The organism is Sphingobium sp. TomTYG74 (assembly GCF_055393875.1).
In genome coordinates this window covers 1122567-1139912 of sequence record NZ_AP027341.1, presented here as the reverse complement: position 1 = coordinate 1139912, position 17346 = coordinate 1122567, and the positions used below count along the sequence as shown (strand labels likewise).

The 17346-nt window shown below is 62.5% G+C and carries 14 protein-coding genes and 1 tRNA gene; 3 read left to right on the top strand and 12 right to left on the bottom strand.

Annotation, left to right across the window (positions count from 1 at the left end; translation table 11 throughout):
• Positions 1-77: 77 nt before the first annotated feature.
• Positions 78-2042 (bottom strand): hybrid sensor histidine kinase/response regulator, encoded by a 1965-nt coding sequence (locus ACZ5TB_RS05790; RefSeq protein WP_464779748.1) that lies wholly within the window; start codon positions 2040-2042, stop codon positions 78-80.
• 224 nt (positions 2043-2266) lie between these two features.
• Here ACZ5TB_RS05790 and ACZ5TB_RS05785 point away from each other — a divergent pair.
• Positions 2267-2340 (top strand) — tRNA-Gly (locus ACZ5TB_RS05785).
• An 8-nt stretch (positions 2341-2348) separates the two neighbouring features.
• Here ACZ5TB_RS05785 and ACZ5TB_RS05780 read toward each other — a convergent pair.
• The 7 genes from ACZ5TB_RS05780 to cyoA all read right to left on the bottom strand — a co-directional run bounded on the left by ACZ5TB_RS05780 (position 2349) and on the right by cyoA (position 9312).
• Positions 2349-2882, bottom strand: a complete 534-nt coding sequence (locus tag ACZ5TB_RS05780; RefSeq protein WP_464792345.1) for a response regulator transcription factor — start codon at positions 2880-2882, stop codon at positions 2349-2351.
• A complete protein-coding gene (locus tag ACZ5TB_RS05775) occupies positions 2872-4200 on the bottom strand; it encodes an ATP-binding protein (RefSeq protein WP_464792344.1) in 1329 nt (442 codons plus the stop codon). Before ACZ5TB_RS05775 ends, ACZ5TB_RS05780 begins: the two co-directional genes overlap by 11 nt.
• Positions 4197-4913 (bottom strand): SURF1 family protein, encoded by a 717-nt coding sequence (locus tag ACZ5TB_RS05770; RefSeq protein WP_464792343.1) that lies wholly within the window; start codon positions 4911-4913, stop codon positions 4197-4199. Before ACZ5TB_RS05770 ends, ACZ5TB_RS05775 begins: the two co-directional genes overlap by 4 nt.
• Positions 4910-5299, bottom strand: coding sequence for a cytochrome o ubiquinol oxidase subunit IV (gene cyoD, locus ACZ5TB_RS05765; RefSeq protein ID WP_464792342.1), 390 nt, complete (start codon positions 5297-5299; stop codon positions 4910-4912). Before cyoD ends, ACZ5TB_RS05770 begins: the two co-directional genes overlap by 4 nt.
• Entirely contained in the window at positions 5296-5940 is a 645-nt protein-coding gene (cyoC, locus tag ACZ5TB_RS05760; RefSeq protein ID WP_464792341.1) for a cytochrome o ubiquinol oxidase subunit III, read from the bottom strand. Before cyoC ends, cyoD begins: the two co-directional genes overlap by 4 nt.
• A 6-nt stretch (positions 5941-5946) precedes the next feature.
• Complete coding sequence (cyoB, locus tag ACZ5TB_RS05755; protein WP_464792340.1) at positions 5947-7965, bottom strand: cytochrome o ubiquinol oxidase subunit I; 2019 nt, start codon at positions 7963-7965, stop codon at positions 5947-5949.
• Between the two features lie 204 nt (positions 7966-8169).
• Positions 8170-9312, bottom strand: a complete 1143-nt coding sequence (cyoA, locus tag ACZ5TB_RS05750) for a ubiquinol oxidase subunit II (RefSeq protein WP_464792339.1) — start codon at positions 9310-9312, stop codon at positions 8170-8172.
• Positions 9313-9478: 166 nt separating this feature from the next.
• Between cyoA and ACZ5TB_RS05745 the strand changes: the two genes are divergently transcribed.
• Positions 9479-10810: an MFS transporter gene (locus ACZ5TB_RS05745; RefSeq protein WP_464792338.1), complete on the top strand. Its 1332-nt coding sequence runs from the start codon at positions 9479-9481 to the stop codon at positions 10808-10810.
• Here ACZ5TB_RS05745 and ACZ5TB_RS05740 read toward each other — a convergent pair.
• The 4 genes from ACZ5TB_RS05740 to ACZ5TB_RS05725 form a co-directional block, all read right to left on the bottom strand.
• Positions 10807-11652 (bottom strand): glycosyltransferase family 2 protein, encoded by an 846-nt coding sequence (locus tag ACZ5TB_RS05740; protein ID WP_464792337.1) that lies wholly within the window; start codon positions 11650-11652, stop codon positions 10807-10809. The two genes, ACZ5TB_RS05745 and ACZ5TB_RS05740, sit on opposite strands and share 4 nt — an antisense overlap.
• Before the next feature lie 4 nt (positions 11653-11656).
• Positions 11657-12931 carry an ammonium transporter gene (locus ACZ5TB_RS05735; RefSeq protein WP_464792336.1) on the bottom strand — a complete coding sequence of 425 codons (1275 nt, stop codon included), beginning with the start codon at positions 12929-12931 and terminating at the stop codon, positions 11657-11659.
• A gap of 265 nt (positions 12932-13196) precedes the next feature.
• Positions 13197-13907 carry a head GIN domain-containing protein gene (locus ACZ5TB_RS05730; RefSeq protein ID WP_464792335.1) on the bottom strand — a complete coding sequence of 237 codons (711 nt, stop codon included), beginning with the start codon at positions 13905-13907 and terminating at the stop codon, positions 13197-13199.
• An 81-nt stretch (positions 13908-13988) separates the two neighbouring features.
• Entirely contained in the window at positions 13989-15215 is a 1227-nt protein-coding gene (locus ACZ5TB_RS05725) for an NAD(P)/FAD-dependent oxidoreductase (RefSeq protein ID WP_464779739.1), read from the bottom strand.
• A 188-nt stretch (positions 15216-15403) separates the two neighbouring features.
• Here ACZ5TB_RS05725 and ACZ5TB_RS05720 point away from each other — a divergent pair, with 188 nt between their 5' ends.
• Complete coding sequence (locus ACZ5TB_RS05720; RefSeq protein ID WP_464792334.1) at positions 15404-17299, top strand: potassium transporter Kup; 1896 nt, start codon at positions 15404-15406, stop codon at positions 17297-17299.
• Positions 17300-17346 lie beyond the last annotated feature (47 nt).

Sequence of the window (17346 nt, the reverse complement as noted above, 5' to 3'; positions counted from 1 at the left end):
AATAGATGGTGATAGTGAGCGGGGTGCCCGCCCTTAGCGTACCAAAGTGGGAGACGCTGAAGAAATGATTGGGTCGATCAAAAGCCTTCTGATCGCCCAAACGGAATTACCCGGTCAGCGGCCCGATCATGATGAGCCAAGGCCACCATGCGTGCCAGATCGGCCTGTTTGAATGGCTTGTCGAGCCTCAGCCGTTTTGTGGCGCCAGGGGGCAGTTCGGCATATCCCGTGATGATGATGACGGGCAGGTCGGGATGGCTTTCAGTCAGGGCATCTGCCAGTTGCGCTCCCGTCATATGGGGCATTGCGTGGTCGGTGATGACAAGATCAACGTCACCCTCGGTTAACATCCGTAGAGCATCCGCTCCGGACCCTGCCTGAAACACGGTATGTCCCAATTCCTCGAGCATGCCCGCCGTGTTTGTGAGAACCAAGTCATCGTCATCGACTGCCAATATGACGAGCGGTTGATCTGTGGGCTCAACGATGGTCGGGCTTTGGCGCTCGTCCTCTTCCGCGTCAATCTCATCAGCGGCCACTGGAAGCCAGAGCGAGACAGTCGAGCCCTGTCCCGGCTCGCTTGAGATGATCAGCGACCCGCCGCACTGCTCGGCAAAGCCGTGGACCATGGAAAGGCCGAGGCCAGTGCCCTTGCCTACGCCTTTGGTGGTGAAGAACGGCTCACGAGCCCGGGCGAGGGTATGTTCATCCATGCCTTCCCCTTCGTCGATGACCGAAAGACGGACATAATGACCACAGGGCAAATCGGGCCGTTGTTCCGCCGTAAGATAAGCCTCGGCACCTTCGACAATGATCCGGCCGCCGCCCGGCATCGCATCGCGAGCGTTTACAGCAAGGTTTAGCAGCGCCAGTTCCAGCTGCGCCGGGTCAGCATGCGCGGCGCTGAGGGATAGGGGGAAACGGGTCTCGATCGTGACGGTCGAGCCCAAGGTCGATTTCAGCAGCCCGGCCATGTTTCGTACTAGGGCGATGCAATCGATGCTGGCCAGTTTCAACTCCTGACGCCGGGCAAAGGCCAGCATGCGCTGGGTCAAGATGGCCCCGCGATCGGCCGCCGTCATCGCATTGTCGATATAGCGCGAGATGTCGGCTCCGGTTTGCAGCCGCTGCCTTGCAAGGTCCAGGCTTCCCATGATGACGGCGAGCAGGTTGTTGAAATCATGAGCGACCCCGCCCGTCAGCTTGCCGATCGCGTCCATTTTCTGCGACTGAAAAATGGCTTCGCGCGCTTCTTCCAGTGCCAGTTGAGTTTCCCGCCGCTCGGTCAGATCGCGCGTGATCTTGGCGAAGCCTATGAGGTGGCCCATGGGGTTGCGAATGGCGTCGATGACGACATTGGCCCAGAAGCGCGAGCCGTCCTTGCGAATGCGCCATCCTTCGGCTTCAAACCGCCCTTCTCGGGTCGCTGTTTCCAGAGCGCGGGAGGGTATCCCGGCCATACGGTCTTCATCTGAATAGAAGCGGGAGAAATTCTGGCCGAGTATCTCGTCTGCGGTGTATCCCTTGAATCGCTCTGCGCCCGCGTTCCAGCTTGTGATGGTGCCCACCGGGTCGAGCATATAAATCGCATAGTCCGTGACGCTTTCCACAAGCAGGCGGAAACGCTCCTCGCTCGCCCGTAGCGCCTCATCGGCCGCGCGCCGTTCCGTCAGGTCGCGCGTCACCTTGGCAAAGCCGATCAACTTTCCTGCGGAATCGCGGATCGGGTCGATGACGACGCTTGCCCAAAAGCGCCCGCCATCCTTGCGCACGCGCCATCCTTCGGCTTCGAACCGCCCTTCGTGCTCTGCTGTTTCGAGCGCAAGGGCAGGGATGCCCGCCGCCTGATCTTCCGGGGTGTAGAAGCGGGAGAAATGTTGGCCGACAATCTCTTCGGCCTCATATCCCTTGAACCGGCGCGCTCCTGCGTTCCAACTAACGATCGTGCCATTGGTTGAGAGCATGTAGATCGCGTAATCAGTAACGCTCTGGACAAGCAATTCGAAGCGGTTTCCAGAGTCCTCCGGCGCCGCCGTGTTCATAAGTTCCCCATTAAGTTATTGTATCTTCTGAAAACTGACAAACACCCCGAACGGTTCATCGTTCCGCTGGTGAACCGTCAATATGTCACTCAGCCCATATCGCTCTATTAACTAACGCATATTTTTGAGGGGCTTGGGGAGAAGAACCCATGCGGGGAGCTTTTTGGCGGGGCTGCGGGAGGTCGTTGACCTTCCCCGGATCAGCCGCTAATCCCGGCGGCGTTGCGGGTGTAGCTCAATGGTAGAGCTTTTGCTTCCCAAGCAAGTGACGAGGGTTCGATTCCCTTCACCCGCTCCATTTTTGCATCAGCCGACCTGCCGCTTGGCGAGCTTTCGTGCCAACGTCCTGCGATGCATACCGAGGCGGCGCGCTGCTTCGGATATGTTGAATTCGCTGTCCTTCAACACCTCGTGAATATGCTCCCACTCGAGCGTCTTGATCGATGTCGGACGTGGGGCGAGGGGTGTCGATGGGTCGCCAGTCGACCGGGCGAATGCTGCTTCGATGTCGTCCGTGTTTGAGGGCTTGGCGAGATAATGCGACGCGCCGAGCTTGATCGCTTCGACAGCGGTCGCGATGCTGGCGAAGCCGGTCAGGACGACGATCAGCATGTCGGGATCATGGGCATGAAGCGTCTGGACGCAAACCAGGCCGGACTCGGATGCTAGCTTGAGATCGACTACTGCATAGCGGGGATGGTGTTTCTCCAGCAGGGCGAGCAGGGTGGCATGGTTGTCAGCGGCCAGGACCTGATAACCGCGCCGTTCGAAGGAGCGCTTCAGGGTTTTGGCGAAAGCTTCGTCATCCTCGACAATAACCAGCAGCCGGTCATCCTCCATGGGGTAACTCCTCTTCGAAGGCGACCGTGCTGAGCGGGAAGCGGAGCAGGATGAGTGCGCCGCCGTCTGCGCCATTGCTGGCGGAGACGTTGCCGCCCAGTTTTCGTACGACGTTGACGACAAGGAATAGGCCGAGGCCGCTGCCTTGTTTGCCTTTGCTGGAGCGGTAGGGTTTGCCGAAATCGGCGAGCATCTGATCACTGAAGCCCTTGCCATTGTCGCGGACGGCGATGTTGAGGGCTGTGCTGTCCCGCCCGACAAGAAGATCGATGTAAGTGGCGCCGGCTTCGCGGGCATTGTCGAGGAGGTTGCCGATGGCTTGGCGGATGACGGGATCGGCGATGATGCGGGGGTAATCGTGGGGGCCGAAGTCGCAGTGGAGCGGCATTCCGGGATTGGCGGCGCGCCAGCTTTGGGCGATTGCATCAATGAAGTGGCGAATTGAAGTGATTTCTGGAGCTTCGCCTCGGGCTTCGCCGGATGATATGAGAATGCCAGTCAATATCTGTTTGCAGCGTTGGACGGCGGTCTGCATCTCGCCGACTTCCTCGAGAAGCGAGGGGTGCGCGGTGATTTCGGGCATGTGGCGCCAGTCGCCTAGTACGACGGCGAGCTGGGAGAGGGGGGTGCCCAGTTCGTGGGCGGCGCCGGAGGCGAGGAGGCCCATGCGGACGATATGTTCTTCCTCCGCCGCCTGCTGGCGTAGTTGGGCGAGATAGGCTTCGCGGGCCTGGAGGTTGCGGGTCACGCGGCTCATGAAAAGGACCAGCAGCACCGCAATCATGGCGAGGCAGATCCAAGTGCCGAGGATGTGAAGGTCGAAGAGGCGACCCTCCAGCGCGTGCGTCAGTTCCAGCGGTCGATAGACGACGGACAGAATCGCGGCGCAGAGCAGGGAGAGGAGGACGATGCCCCAGATGCTCCAACGGTCGAGCAGCACCGCGCCCAACGCCACCTGAAGCAGGTAGAGCGCGATGAAGGGATTGGTCGCGCCACCGCTGAGATAAAGCTGGGTGGTCAGCAGCAGCACGTCGAAGACGAGCGCGAGGAACAGCTCGGCGCGCGCAACGTCCGTCCGGCGGCGCAGGGTCGCAAAGGTGACGACATTCACCGCCGCCGCGATGGAGGCGACCAGCAGCATGGCGGCGACCGGCAAGCTGATCCCCATGCCCCAATGGACGAACAGGATTGTGGCGACCTGCCCGGCTATGGCAATCCAGCGAAGTTGAGCCAGCAATGCCATATTCTTGCGCCCGGCGGCATCGGCGGGCCACTGGCTGGGCAGCCAACGCGCGCTGACGGGAAGCCAATGCTTCATGCCCGCCTTTCCTTCCATTCATGACGCATGACGAAGATGTAGCCGCCACCCGCCATCGCCGCCAGCGCGAACCATGTAAGGGCATAGGAAAGATGGCTGTTGGGGAAGGTGAGGACGGTTAGCCCGCCTATCGGCAAGGATGCTGGCGGGCCGTTGCGTTCGGCGTCGATGAAATAATTGGCGACCGGCGCGCGAAGCTGGCGCGCGGTGGCGATGGCGGCAACGTCGCGTGAATACCAGCGATCTGCGGCAGGATCGTTGGAACGCAGGAAGCCGCCGCCCGGTTCGCTGAGGCGCATGAGGCCCGTCACTTGCACCTGCCCGCCGGGTCTGGAAAAGCGGGCGCGCGCTTCCGGCGGTACGAAGCCCCGGTTTACGAGCAGGGTGAAGCTGCCATCGGTGATAAGCGGGGTCAGTATCCAAAAGCCTGCGCCTCGCGCTGTCGATGCCTGCACCAGTGTTGCGCGGTCATGCAGGAAATGGCCTGTCGCGACCACCCGGCGATAGGCGTCATCCTCGGTTGCGGACTTAGGTGCGGGGACAAGGGTGGCGTGGACCCGGCTTTCGACCTTTTCGATCAGGTCGCGCTTCCAGGCCAGGCGATGGATTTGCCAGACGCCAAGGCTGACCAATCCCGCGACCGCCAAAGCGGCGGCGAGAGAGAACAGGATCAGGAACCCCGCCGACGGGCGGCGGGGCGGGTGGCCTGTCACGGCATCTGGCTCATGTCATGCACGCTCATATCCATTTGCGGCATCATATTGTGATTGAGATGATACATGACCCAGATCGACCCGGCGAGGGTGATGACGACCAGCACGATGGTGAAGATCAGCGCCAACATGGTCCAGCCGCCTTCCGAGCGGGTGTTCATGTGCAGGAAGTAGATCATGTGGACCAATATCTGCGCCACCGCAAAGCCCATGATGGTGAAGGCGGTCAGCTGCGGATCGCCCAGAACGCCGGTCATGACGAGCCAGAAGGGGATGGCCGTCAGGATCACCGACAGGCCGAAGCCGATCATGTAGCTGCCGAAGGTGCCATGGGCAGGCGCGTGCCCATGATGATCGTCGTGATGGCTTTGGTCGTGCGCGCTCATCGCAGCATCCCCATGAGATAGACGAAGGTGAAAACGCCGATCCAGACGACGTCCAGGAAGTGCCAGAACATGGACAGGCACATGAGGCGGCGCTGATTGGCAGGGATCAGACCCTTTTTGGCGACTTGCACCATCAGCGTCACCAGCCAGATTATGCCGAAGGTGACGTGGAGGCCGTGGGTGCCCACCAGCGTGAAGAAGGCCGACAGGAAGCCCGAACGCATCGGGGTCGCGCCTTCATGGATGAGGTGGGCAAATTCGTACAGTTCGATGCCAAGGAAGGCGAGGCCGAACAGGCCGGTGATAGCCAGCCAGCCCTGCGTCGCGGCCACCCTGTTCTTTTCCATCGCCAGCATGGCAAAGCCATAGGTGATGGAGGAGAAGAGCAGCATCGCGGTGTTGAGCGCGACAAGGGGGAGGTCGAACAGGTCCTTCGGGCTTGGCCCCGCCGCATAGCTGCCGCCCAGCACCGCATAGGTGGCGAAGAGGCAGGCGAAGATGAGGCAATCGCTCATCAGGTAGATCCAGAAGCCCAGCATGGTGCTGGACCCTTCCGGATGATGGGGCTCGTGTTCCAAATGGAAGAGCGGGTTGCCGTCCTTGTCGAGGAAAGCGGCGTCTACAGTGGGTGCGCTTGCCATGTGCTGTTAGCCCTGCATCGCGAGCTGGCGCGTGCGCTCGCCTTCTGTGCGCTCGACGACATCCTTGGGGATGTAGAAGTCGCGCTTGTAGTTGAACGTGTGGCCGATCGCGACCGCGAGGATGCCGATGAAGCTGAGGCCCGCGAGCCACCACATGTACCAGATCATGCCGACGCCGAAGGCCACGGACAGGCCCGCGATGATGACGCCGGTGCCGGTGTTGCTGGGCATGTGGATGGCTTCGTAGCCGGAGAGAGGGCGCTGATAGCCGCGCTTCTTCATGTCCGCCCATGCGTCGCCATCATGGATGACGGGGGTGAAGGCGAAATTATAGTCCGGCGGCGGAGAGCTGGTCGCCCATTCGAGCGTGCGGCCGTCCCATGGGTCGCCAGTCGTGTCGCGCAACTTGTCACGGTTGATGATGCTGACGGCGAACTGGATGAGCATGCAGGCGATGCCCGCCGCGATCATGACGGCGCCGAGGGCTGCGATCTGGAACCAGATTTGCAGGCTTGGGTCATCGAACACGCGCATGCGGCGGGTGACGCCCATCAGGCCGAGGATATAGAGCGGCATGAACGCGACCCAGAAGCCGACGACCCACAGCCAGAAGCTGCGCTTGCCCCATGTGGTATCCAGCTTGAAGCCGAACGCCTTGGGCCACCAATAGTTGATCGCCGCGAACAGGCCGAACAGTACGCCGCCGATGATCACGTTGTGGAAGTGGGCGATCAGGAACAGCGAATTGTGGAGCACGAAGTCGGCGGGCGGCACCGCAAGCAGCACGCCGGTCATGCCGCCGACCGTGAAGGTCAGCATGAAGGCGACCGTCCACATCATCGGCAGTTCGAACCGGATGCGGCCGCGATACATGGTGAAGAGCCAGTTGAAGAGCTTGGCCCCGGTCGGGATGGAGATGACCATCGTGGTGATGCCGAAGAAGCTGTTGACGCTGGCGCCCGACCCCATGGTGAAGAAGTGGTGCAGCCAGACGAGGTAGCTGAGGATCGCGATGACGACCGTCGCATAGACCATTGAGGAATAGCCGAAGAGCCGCTTTGACGAGAAGGTCGAGGTGACTTCGCTGAACACGCCGAACAGCGGCAGGATGAGGATGTAAACCTCCGGGTGACCCCAGATCCAGATGAGGTTCACATACATCATGGGGTTGCCGCCCATGTCGTTGGTGAAGAAGGCGGTGCCGACATAGCGGTCGAGGCTGAGCAGGGCGAGAACGGCGGTCAGCACCGGGAAAGCCGCGACGATCAGGATGTTGGAGCAGAGCGAGGTCCACACGAAGATCGGGAGCTTCATCATGCTCATGCCGGGCGCGCGCATCTTCACGATGGTCGCGATGAGGTTGACGCCGGAGAGGAGCGTGCCGATGCCTGCTATTTGGAGGCCCCAGATATAGTAGTCGACGCCTACTCCGGGACTGTAGGCGATGCCTGACAGGGGTGGGTAGGCGAGCCAGCCGGTGCGGGCGAATTCACCCACGAACAGCGACATCATGGTGATGACGGCGCCTGCGGTCGTCATCCAGAAGCTGAAATTATTGAGGAAGGGGAAGCTGACGTCGCGCGCGCCGATCTGCAGCGGGACCATATAGTTCATGATCCCGGTGATCATCGGCATCGCCACGAAGAAGATCATGATGACGCCGTGCGCGGTGAAGATCTGATCGTAGTGATGCGCGTTCAGATAGCCTTCGGAGCCGTTGAACGCCCATGCCTGCTGCAGGCGCATCATCAGCGCATCGGCGAACCCGCGCAGGAACATGATGAGGCCGAGGATCATGTACATGATGCCGATGCGCTTGTGATCGACGGTGGTGAACCAGTCGCGCCACAGCATGCCCCAAAGGCGGTATTTGGTGACGAGGCCGAGGATGGCTGCGCCGCCGATGACGACGGCGACGAAGGTGCCCATGACGATCGGCTCATGGAACGGGACGGCGCTCCAGTCGAGGCGGCCGAAGATCAGTTTCCAGATGCCGCTGTTTTCGGATGCGGGATGAGGGGACATGGGGGTCAGGGCCTTGGGAGGGAGGGGGAAGAGATTTTCTTAAGCCCCTCCCCTTGAGGTTCAAACGAGGCACGTGACTCGTTTGAAGGGTTGGGGTGGGGATTGTCGGCTTGGCGCAGCGCTTGGGGCGAGTCCCCACCCCCGGCCCTCGAACGGAGTCGCGTGCCTCCGTTCGACCTGAAGGGGAGGGGTGATGATGTGGCTCTAATGCCCATGATGACCGCCTGCATGCCCATCGGCATCCTTCTGCCCCGGAGCCTCATGACCTTGTGCAGCAGGGGTGCGCTCGGCGGCTGGCGTCATGCCGACGGGCTGGGCGATCTCGCCCTTCTTGCCCGGCTCGACAGGGTGGAAGCCGCCGACGTCGATAGTGCCGTCATGGCGCAGGCCTTGGGTGTCACGCGCCGATTCCTTTCCGCCGCCGCCCATCATGTCGGTCATCATGACTTCGTCCATGCAGCGCTTGCCGGGCTGGGCGCACATGTTGAGCGCGGCGTGGAACAGCTTGGGCTCGACGCCTGCGAAATACATGGGCGGCACTTTTTCGCTCGGCTGCTCCAGCTTCACATAGGTGGCGCGGTCGAGTGTTGCGTTGCTGGCCTTCACCTGCGCTACCCAGCGGTCGAAACCGGCCTGATCCATCGCCTTGAAACGGAAGCGCATGTGGGAGAAGCCTGCGCCGGAATAGTTGGCGGAGAAGCCTTCGAAATTGCCGGGCTTGTTGGCGACGGCGTGGAGGACCGTCTGCATGCCGGGCATGGCGTAGATCTGTCCGGCCAGCGCGGGCACGAAGAAGCTGTTCATGAGCGTCGCGGAGGTGATCTTGAACTCGATCGGTTGATCGACGGGCGCGGCGAGTTCATTCACCGTCGCGATGCCGAGTTCGGGATAGATGAACAGCCATTTCCAATCGAGCGCGACGACTTCGACCTGAAGGCGCTTGGTGGTGGGTTCGACCTTGCGCTCATGGTCGAGGCGATCGATGGGGCGGTACGGGTCGAGCAGGTGGGTGCTGGTCCAGGTGATGGCGCCAAGCGCGATGATGATCAGCAGCGGGGCGGACCAGATCAGCAGTTCAAGGCTCGTCGAATGGTCCCAATCGGGATCATAATCCTTCGCCTGCGCCTTTTCCCGGTAGCGCCAGGCGAACCAGATCGTCGTCGCCATCACCGGCAGAATGATGAGCAGCATAAGCAGCGTCGAAATGACGATCAGGTCACGCTGCTGCACTGCGACATCGCCGGCGGGGGACATGACCACCCAGTTGCATGCGCCGAGCGGCAACAGCAGCAAGGGCGCGAGTCGGCGCAGAAAAGCTCGGGAAAAGGGGCGAGGGCGTGCGGTCATGAAGCCCGGATAAGGGGGATGCTCGGCGATCGACATTGGACCTTTTGTCCTATCCCCTCGCAGGCGCAAAATAGGGCAATGGCCTTTCGACCACCGGGGCGATTCGCTATGCTGCAACGATGTTTGGCATGGATCGTTCCCGCAGCATGAAGGCCAGTCCAGACCGATGAACGCCGCGACCACTACGCCATCCTCCACGCAGATGGAGCGAGATGCACGCCTTGTGACGGCGCGGGATCACAAGGTCGCCCCGGGGGAGATCGCCATTGGCGTCATCATCGGGCGGACGTCGGAATTTTTCGACTTCTTCGTCTATGCGATCGCGTCTTGCATCGTGTTTCCGGCGCATGTCTTTCCCTTTTTGAGTCCCTTGGCGGGGACGCTGTGGTCCTTCGCTATTTTCGCACTGGCGTTTGTGACGCGGCCGATTGGGTCTGTGATCTTCATGGCGGTGGATCGGGCCTATGGGCGGGGCGTGAAGCTTACTATCGCGCTGTTTTTACTGGGCGGATCGACGGCGTTTATCGCGTTTCTGCCGGGATATGAGACGGCGGGTATCTGGTCGGCGGTGCTGCTGGCGGCTCTGCGGGCGGGGCAGGGGATTGCGCTGGGCGGGACGTGGGACGGGCTTGCGTCGCTGCTGTCGCTGAACGCGCCGCAGAACAAGCGCGGCTGGTATGCGATGATGCCGCAGCTGGGCGCGCCGTTGGCGTTGGTGGTGGCGAGTGGGCTGTTCGCTTTCTTCCTGTTTAATCTGTCGCGGGCGGATTTTCTGGATTGGGGCTGGCGCTATCCTTTCTTCGTGGCGTTCGCCATCAATGTGGTGGCGCTGTTCGCGCGGCTGCGGATCGTGGTGACGCATGAGTTCGAGCGGCTTTTCGAGGCGCGTGAGTTGCAGCCTTCGCCGGTGCTGGAGACGGTGCGGACCGATGGGCGGAACATCGTCATCGGTGCCTTCGCCCCGCTGGCGAGCTTTGCGCTGTTCCACATGGTGTCGGTGTTTCCGCTGTCGTGGATCGCGCTTTATACGAAGCAGCCGCTGGAACGATTTCTGGTGATCGAGGCGATCGGGGCGAGCGTGGGCGTGCTGGCGATCGTCGTGTCGGGGTTTGTCGCGGACATGGTGGGGCGGCGTAAGCTGCTTGCCTGGTCGGCGCTGGGCATCGGGATATTCAGCATTGCTGCGCCGCTGCTGCTCAATGGTGGTGAGCTGGCGGAGATCGCGTTCATGATTTTGGGGTTCATGTTGCTGGGGTTGAGCTTTGGACAGTCTTCCGGCGTGGTGGCGTCCAACTTCTCGACGGCGACGCGCTATACGGGGTCGGCGCTGACTTCGGACCTTGCCTGGTTGGTGGGGGCGGGCTTTGCGCCGCTGGTGGCGTTGGCGCTGTCGGTCACATTTGGGTTGGCGGCTTCGGGCGCTTATCTGTTTTCCGGCGCGGTGGTGACGGGACTGGCTCTGTTCATCAACAAGGAACTGGCGGGCAAGGACCGCTAAGCGGCTGCCTGCCTCATTCGCTCCAGTGCTTTCCGGTCGAAAAACCCGGTGGGGCCGGAGCGAGGCGCCAAGCGGGGGAGCCATGCGGCGTAGAGGTTGCGCAGTTCGCGCGGCAGGCCGTTCGGTCCCTCGCGGCCCATGATGTCCGAGACGATGCGGTTCTGGAAGAAGCGCAGCGAATAGTTGGTCATCCGGCGATATTGCATGAGCCAGCTTGCAGGGCTGGTGAGGCGGACGGGTTCGCAGAGGAAGCCTGCCTCTTCGCATGGAGCGACACGCTGACGCTGCCAGGCGGCATCGGTTTGCAGGTCGGTATGAGCCCAGGCGGCGACTAGGCCATCGTCACCGATCAGATCATCGGGCAGGCGCAAGGCTCGCGCGCGGATGCGGTTCACGAAATGGCCGGACAGTGCGTAAAGATCGCCGAAGAGGCCGCCGTCTGTTGACAGCAGGTGGCGGTAATGCGCGGCCATGCGGCCGTTGAGCGGCATGCCCGCCGCTGCATTGATTCCGTTGCATCCTACCGCTGCCACCAGCGCGTCGATGGAGTCGGGTGCGATCTGGGCGTCGCCATCGAGGAGGATGACGGCTTCGTCGGTCCCGTCGAGCAGATCATGGATCAGATGGTTCCACGTTCGCGACTTGCCGCCTTGGGCGATGTCATGCACCCGGACATTGGCTTGCCCGGCTGCGATGTCGCGGGCGCGGGCAGCGGTGGAGTCGGTCGAGCCATTGACGAGGACATGATAGACGGTGCCAGCCCGATCCAGCGGGAGCGAGGCGAGGCAGGTGCCGATCCGCCGCTCCTCCTGATGGGCGAAGATGCCGACGGCGATGCTCATGATGTCAGCGGAAGTCCCAGCCTTGTTGGCCATGGTCGACCTGATCAAGGCCCTCAGCGGCTTCCTCTGCCGTTAGACGCATGGGCAGTACGACCGATAGCAGCAGCGCGACGATGGAGGTTCCCGCCATTGACCAGAGGGCGACGGCGATGACACCGGCCAATTGGCTCAGCATGGCCGCTATGAGGCTGATGTCGCCTTCGAAACCGACGCCGCCAAGGAGCGGCTGAACGAAGATCGGCAACAGCAGGGCGCCGATCAAGCCGCCTAGCCCATGCAGCAGGAAGACCGACGCCGGATCATCGACGCCGCGCCCGAATGTTGCCTTTGCGATGCGGCAGAGAAGCGCGGCGGCAAGGCCGATCAGCATGGCCCCTCCGGGACCCGAAAGGGCGGCGGAGGCGGATATGGCGGCGAGACCAGCGACAGCGCCCGACATGATGCCGGTGGCGCTTATGCGGCCGGTCGCGGCGCGATCCGACAGCGCCCATGCGAGGGCGCCCGCGCAGGCCGCGAAATGCGTGTTGAGGACGGCCGTGGCGGCATTGTCTGTGGCGCCAAGAGCCCAGCCGCCGGAAATGCCCGCCCAACCGATCCAGATCAATGCTCCGCCCGCGAGGCTTAGCACGGGCGCGTGGTTCGCGGCAGCTTGCCGGGGCCGACGGCCGAGGATCAGGGAGAGCGCGAGCGCTGAAAAGCCTGCGCTCATGTGCATGACGAGGCCGCCGGAAAAGTCGATGACGCCGAGCGTTGCAAGCCAGCCGCCGCCCCAGATGCCATGAACCAGCGGGGCATAGACGATCAGCAGCCAGAGCGGGGCAAGGGCCACCATCCAGCCAAAGCGCGCGCGTCCAGCGGTGGCGCCGGGGAGGAGGCAGACGGCAAAGAGTGCCAAGGCCATCTGGAACAGGACGAATGCTGATTCGGGAACGGTCAGCCCGGCCTTCAGGGAGCCGAGGTTGGCGAGTAGGAGGTTCGCTCCGCCACCCAGCCATGCACTGCCCGGTGCGAAGCTGAGGCTGTATCCGGCGACGGCCCAGGCGAGCGATGCCCCCGCCGCGACGACGAGAAGCTGGGTGCTTGCCGAAAGCGCGCTTCGTACATTGACGAGGCCCGCGTGGCGCAGAAGCAGGCCAGGAAGTCCGGCGAGCAGTACCAGGAGGGCGCAGAGGATCATCCAGGCCGTGTCTCCGCTGTCCGCGACGGCCACCGCACCCTGCGCTTCTGCCGTTTGAGGGGAGGCCATGAAGAGGAAGAGGAGGAGGGCGCGAGCGAACATGGGACGATCCGGCAATGTTTGTTGCCCTATGGTCTATGGGGTCGCGGTAAACACTTTGATAAGGTTAGTGGGGGGGTGGGTTTGTGGGGGGTGACAGGTCTAGCGTTCTGCGTTGCTGGAATCACTCAGTCCCGTTCGGGCTGTCCGAAAGAGTCACTCGCCTCATTCGAATGTCGAAGCCCTCTCCTTTCTAAAAGGAAGTAAGGCCCTTCGACAGGCTCAGGGCGAACGGTGAGAGAGGCAGTGCGGTAGAAGGTTCGGCGCGCTAATAGGCTTCGCCGCCGCAGGAGATGCGGCCGGTGCCGCGATTTTCGACCTGGCAGGCGGCCTTGCCGACGATGGTGACGTCACCCGAGCCTGATGCTGATATCTTGGCGGTCACGTCGGCGGTCAGGGCGACATTGCCGGGGCCGTCATTGCTGACCGTCGCCTGGCGGACGCGCAGGCCATCGGCAGCTACCGCGCCCGGGCCGTTCACGCGCACTGTCGCGATTGCGGCTCGCCCCGCCAATGTTGCGCGGCCTGCGCCTGCGACGCCGAGGCTAAGCTGATCGAGGTCAACGGCCGCGACGCTGACATCGCCATTGCCGCCAAGCACGATCTCTCCCCGCAAGCCCTTCATACGGCTGACCGAGATGGAGCCGCCGCCGGTCAGCACTAGCCTTTCGAGCGTGCCGGTCGAAAGGCGGACGGTCGCGCGACCACCGCTTTTCTCGCCGGGTTGGGCGCGGTCCATCCTGATGGTCAGCAAGCGCCCCGATACATCTATGTGCAGCCGTTCGATCAGGGATTGATCGCCATCGACTTTGGCGGAAGCGCCAGCGCCCGTGGTGATGATCACCTCCACAGGCGCATCGACCCGGATCGCGTCGAAGCTGGTGATGGTATAGCCGCGCGTCGCCGATGCGGCGGGCATGGGCAGCAGCGCGGTGCCTGCGATCAGGGGCCAGAGGAGCTGTCGCAATCGACCTGTCATGGCCCTACCTTCCGTCACAAAGCGCGTTGCTTCAAGGTGATAGCAACGCTTTGCGCGGGGGCAAGTACCGATCGCGGGGGCTCAGGCCAGGCCGACTTCCTTTAGCGGGACCGAAGAATCGGCCAGCTGCGCTTGGTCGAGAAGGGCACCCGACAGGACGTGGGCGCGGCCCTGCACATAGTCCTTCACTGCATTGACGCAGTCGAGCGCGATGAGCTTTCCGGCCTTCAGATACAGGACCGAAAAGCTGCGGGTCGCCGGATCGCCGCGCAGGATGGTGTGGTCATGGCCGATCGAAAGGCCCACGGTCTGGAGCTTCAGATCATATTGGTTGGACCAGAACCAGGGCACGGCGTCATAGGCTTCTTCCTTGCCCATGATGTGCGCGACGGCCGTTTTTGCCTGATCATTGGCATTCTGCACCGACTCAAGGCGAAGCTGGGCGCCGCGCGCGAAGCGGTTGGCGTGGGATGCGCAGTCGCCGACGGCGTAGATGTTGGGCAGGCTGGTGCGGCAATATTCATCGACATCGACGCCATTGCCGCCAGTAGCGCCCGCAGCGATCAGCGGGCCGGTTTCGGGGATGATGCCGATACCGACGATCACCATGTCGGTTTCGATCCGTTCGCCATCCTGCATCAGCACGGCGGTCGCCTTGCCATCCTGCACCTCGATGCAGTCCATCTTGGCACCCGTGCGCAGATCGACGCCATGGGCGCGATGTTCAGCTTCATAGAAGCGGGAGAGTTCTTCACCGGCGACGCGGGCGAGGACGCGGTCGAGCGCTTCGAGCAGCACGACCTTCTTGCCGAACTTCGTCAGCACGGCGGCTGCTTCCAGCCCGATATAGCCGCCACCGATCACGACGACATGATTGATCTGGTCCATCTTCGCCATCATGGCGTCGACATCGTCGCGGCGGCGGACGGCATGGACGTTGGGCGCGTCGGCGCCGTCGCAGGTCAGCATGCGCGGGCTGCCGCCCGTGCACCAGATGAGCTTGCCGTAGGAAATCTGCTCATTTCCGATGGTGACGGTCTGGTTTTCCGGATCGACGGCCTTCACCCGGTGGCCGAGCAGCATGTCGATCTTGCGCTCTTCCCAGAAGGCGGCGGGGCGGATGAGGATGCGGTCGAAGACCTTGTCGCCCGCGAAATATTCCTTCGACAGCGGCGGGCGTTCATAGGGCGGGTATTTTTCGTCACCGATCATGGCGACAGACCCTTCAAAGCCGAGTTGACGAAGCGAAATGGCCGCCTGCGCGCCTGCATGGCCCGCGCCTACGATCAGAACGTCATAATGGCTCATCGGCCAGCATCCCCTCAGTCCAAGTTGCTGCCGTCCTTGGCGCGCTTTCCCCGGACTGACAAGGGGTAGGTGGGACTTTTGGAGTTGGCGGGTCGAAATATAAAATAGCGGATGGCCGCCTGTCCCCATGGCGCTGCCATCCCGGATTGTGGCATAGCCGCTCGCTAAAGTTGGGGGTTTTCTGCCTTATGGCTGACAAGGACTTGCCGGTTAGCGGGGGGCATGCGGCGCATGGTCCGCTTCACGGACTCGCACTCGGCGCGTTGGGGGTGGTGTTTGGGGACATCGGAACCTCTCCACTCTATGCGCTGAAGGAAAGCTTTGTCGGTCACCATCCGCTCGCGGTCGATCCGGTCCATATTTATGGCGTGCTGTCGCTGATCTTCTGGACGATGACCATGGTCGTCACGGTCAAATATGTGTTCATCATCCTGCGAGCCGACAATAATGGCGAGGGCGGCAGCATGGCGCTGCTGGCGCTGATCGGGCGGCGGATGGGCGAGACGCGCTGGACGCCCACGATCGCGGCGCTGGGCGTGCTTGCCACCGCGCTCTTTTACGGGGATGCGATCATCACTCCGGCGGTCTCTGTCCTCTCGGCGGTAGAGGGGCTGACGGTGGTGCAGGCGGGGCTGACGCCGCTGGTGCTGCCGATCGCGATCGTCATCCTGATCGCCCTGTTCGTTATCCAGAGCATCGGCACGGCCCGAGTCGGTGCGCTGTTCGGGCCGATCATGGTGGTCTATTTCCTGGTGCTCGCGATCCTGGGTATCGCCAACATAGTGCGGCACCCGGAGATCTTCGCCATCGTCAATCCTTGGTGGGCGCTGCACTTCTTCCTGATCGATCCGAAACTGGCATTTCTGGCTTTGGGATCGGTGGTCCTCGCGGTGACGGGGGCGGAGGCGCTCTATGCCGATATGGGGCATTTCGGGCGCAAGGCGATTAGCATCGCTTGGCTTTACGCGGCGCTGCCGTGCCTGATGCTCAACTATCTGGGGCAGGGAGCGTTGCTGCTGGATGAGCCTGCGGCTGCGAAGAATCCGTTCTTCCTGCTGGCTCCCGAATGGGCGAGGCTGCCGCTGGTGATCCTGGCGACATTGGCGACGGTGATCGCGAGCCAGGCGGTCATATCCGGCGCCTTTTCCGTGACGCGGCAGGCGGTGCAGCTGGGTTTCCTGCCGCGCCTGCGCATCCTGCATACCAGCGCGTCGGCGGCGGGGCAGATCTATGTCCCACTGATCAACTGGACGCTGCTGGTGCTGGTCATCATGCTGGTACTGGGCTTTGGCAGTTCGAGCAATTTGGCGGCGGCCTATGGCATCGCGGTCACCGGGACGATGGTTATCACCACCTGCCTGATGGGGGCGTTGATGTTCAGCGTCTGGCGCTGGAATCCCTTCGTCGCGGGCGTGGTGACGGGCCTGTTCCTGATCATCGATGGCGCATATTTCCTGTCGAATGCCACGAAAATCCCGGATGGCGGATGGTTCCCTCTGCTGGTCGCGGCCATAGCTTTCCTGGCGTTGACGACCTGGGCGACCGGACGGCGGATCATGCGCAATCGTCTGCGCGAGGACGCGATGGACCTGGACCTGTTCATCAAGTCAGCTGGAGCGTCATTGAAGCGGGTGCCGGGCACGGCGATCTTCCTGTCCTCGACGACGGAGGGTGTTCCACCGGCGCTGCTTCACAACGTCAAGCACAACCGCATCCTGCATGAACGCAACATCATCCTGACCGTGCGGGCGGAGGATGTCCCACACTTGCCCTATGACGGCCGTACCAGCGCCGAAGATCATGGCGCGGGTTTCTACCGCCTGATCCTGCGCCATGGCTTCATGGAAAATGTCGATGTGCCAGCCGCGATGAAGGCGGTGCGCGACTGCGGCGGGCCGATCGGCGTGGCTGACACCAGCTATTTCCTCAGTCGCGAGACGCTGGTGCCGTCCTCACGCCCGGGCATGGCCATATGGCGTGAGCGGTTGTTCGCATGGATGGTGCGTAATGCGGAAAGCCCGATGGCGTTTTTCAAGCTGCCGACCAATCGGGTGGTGGAACTGGGATCGCAGCTGGAAATCTGATCCAGCGATCAGGCCGGTTGCCGATGGCGCGCGAGCCATCGGCTGGC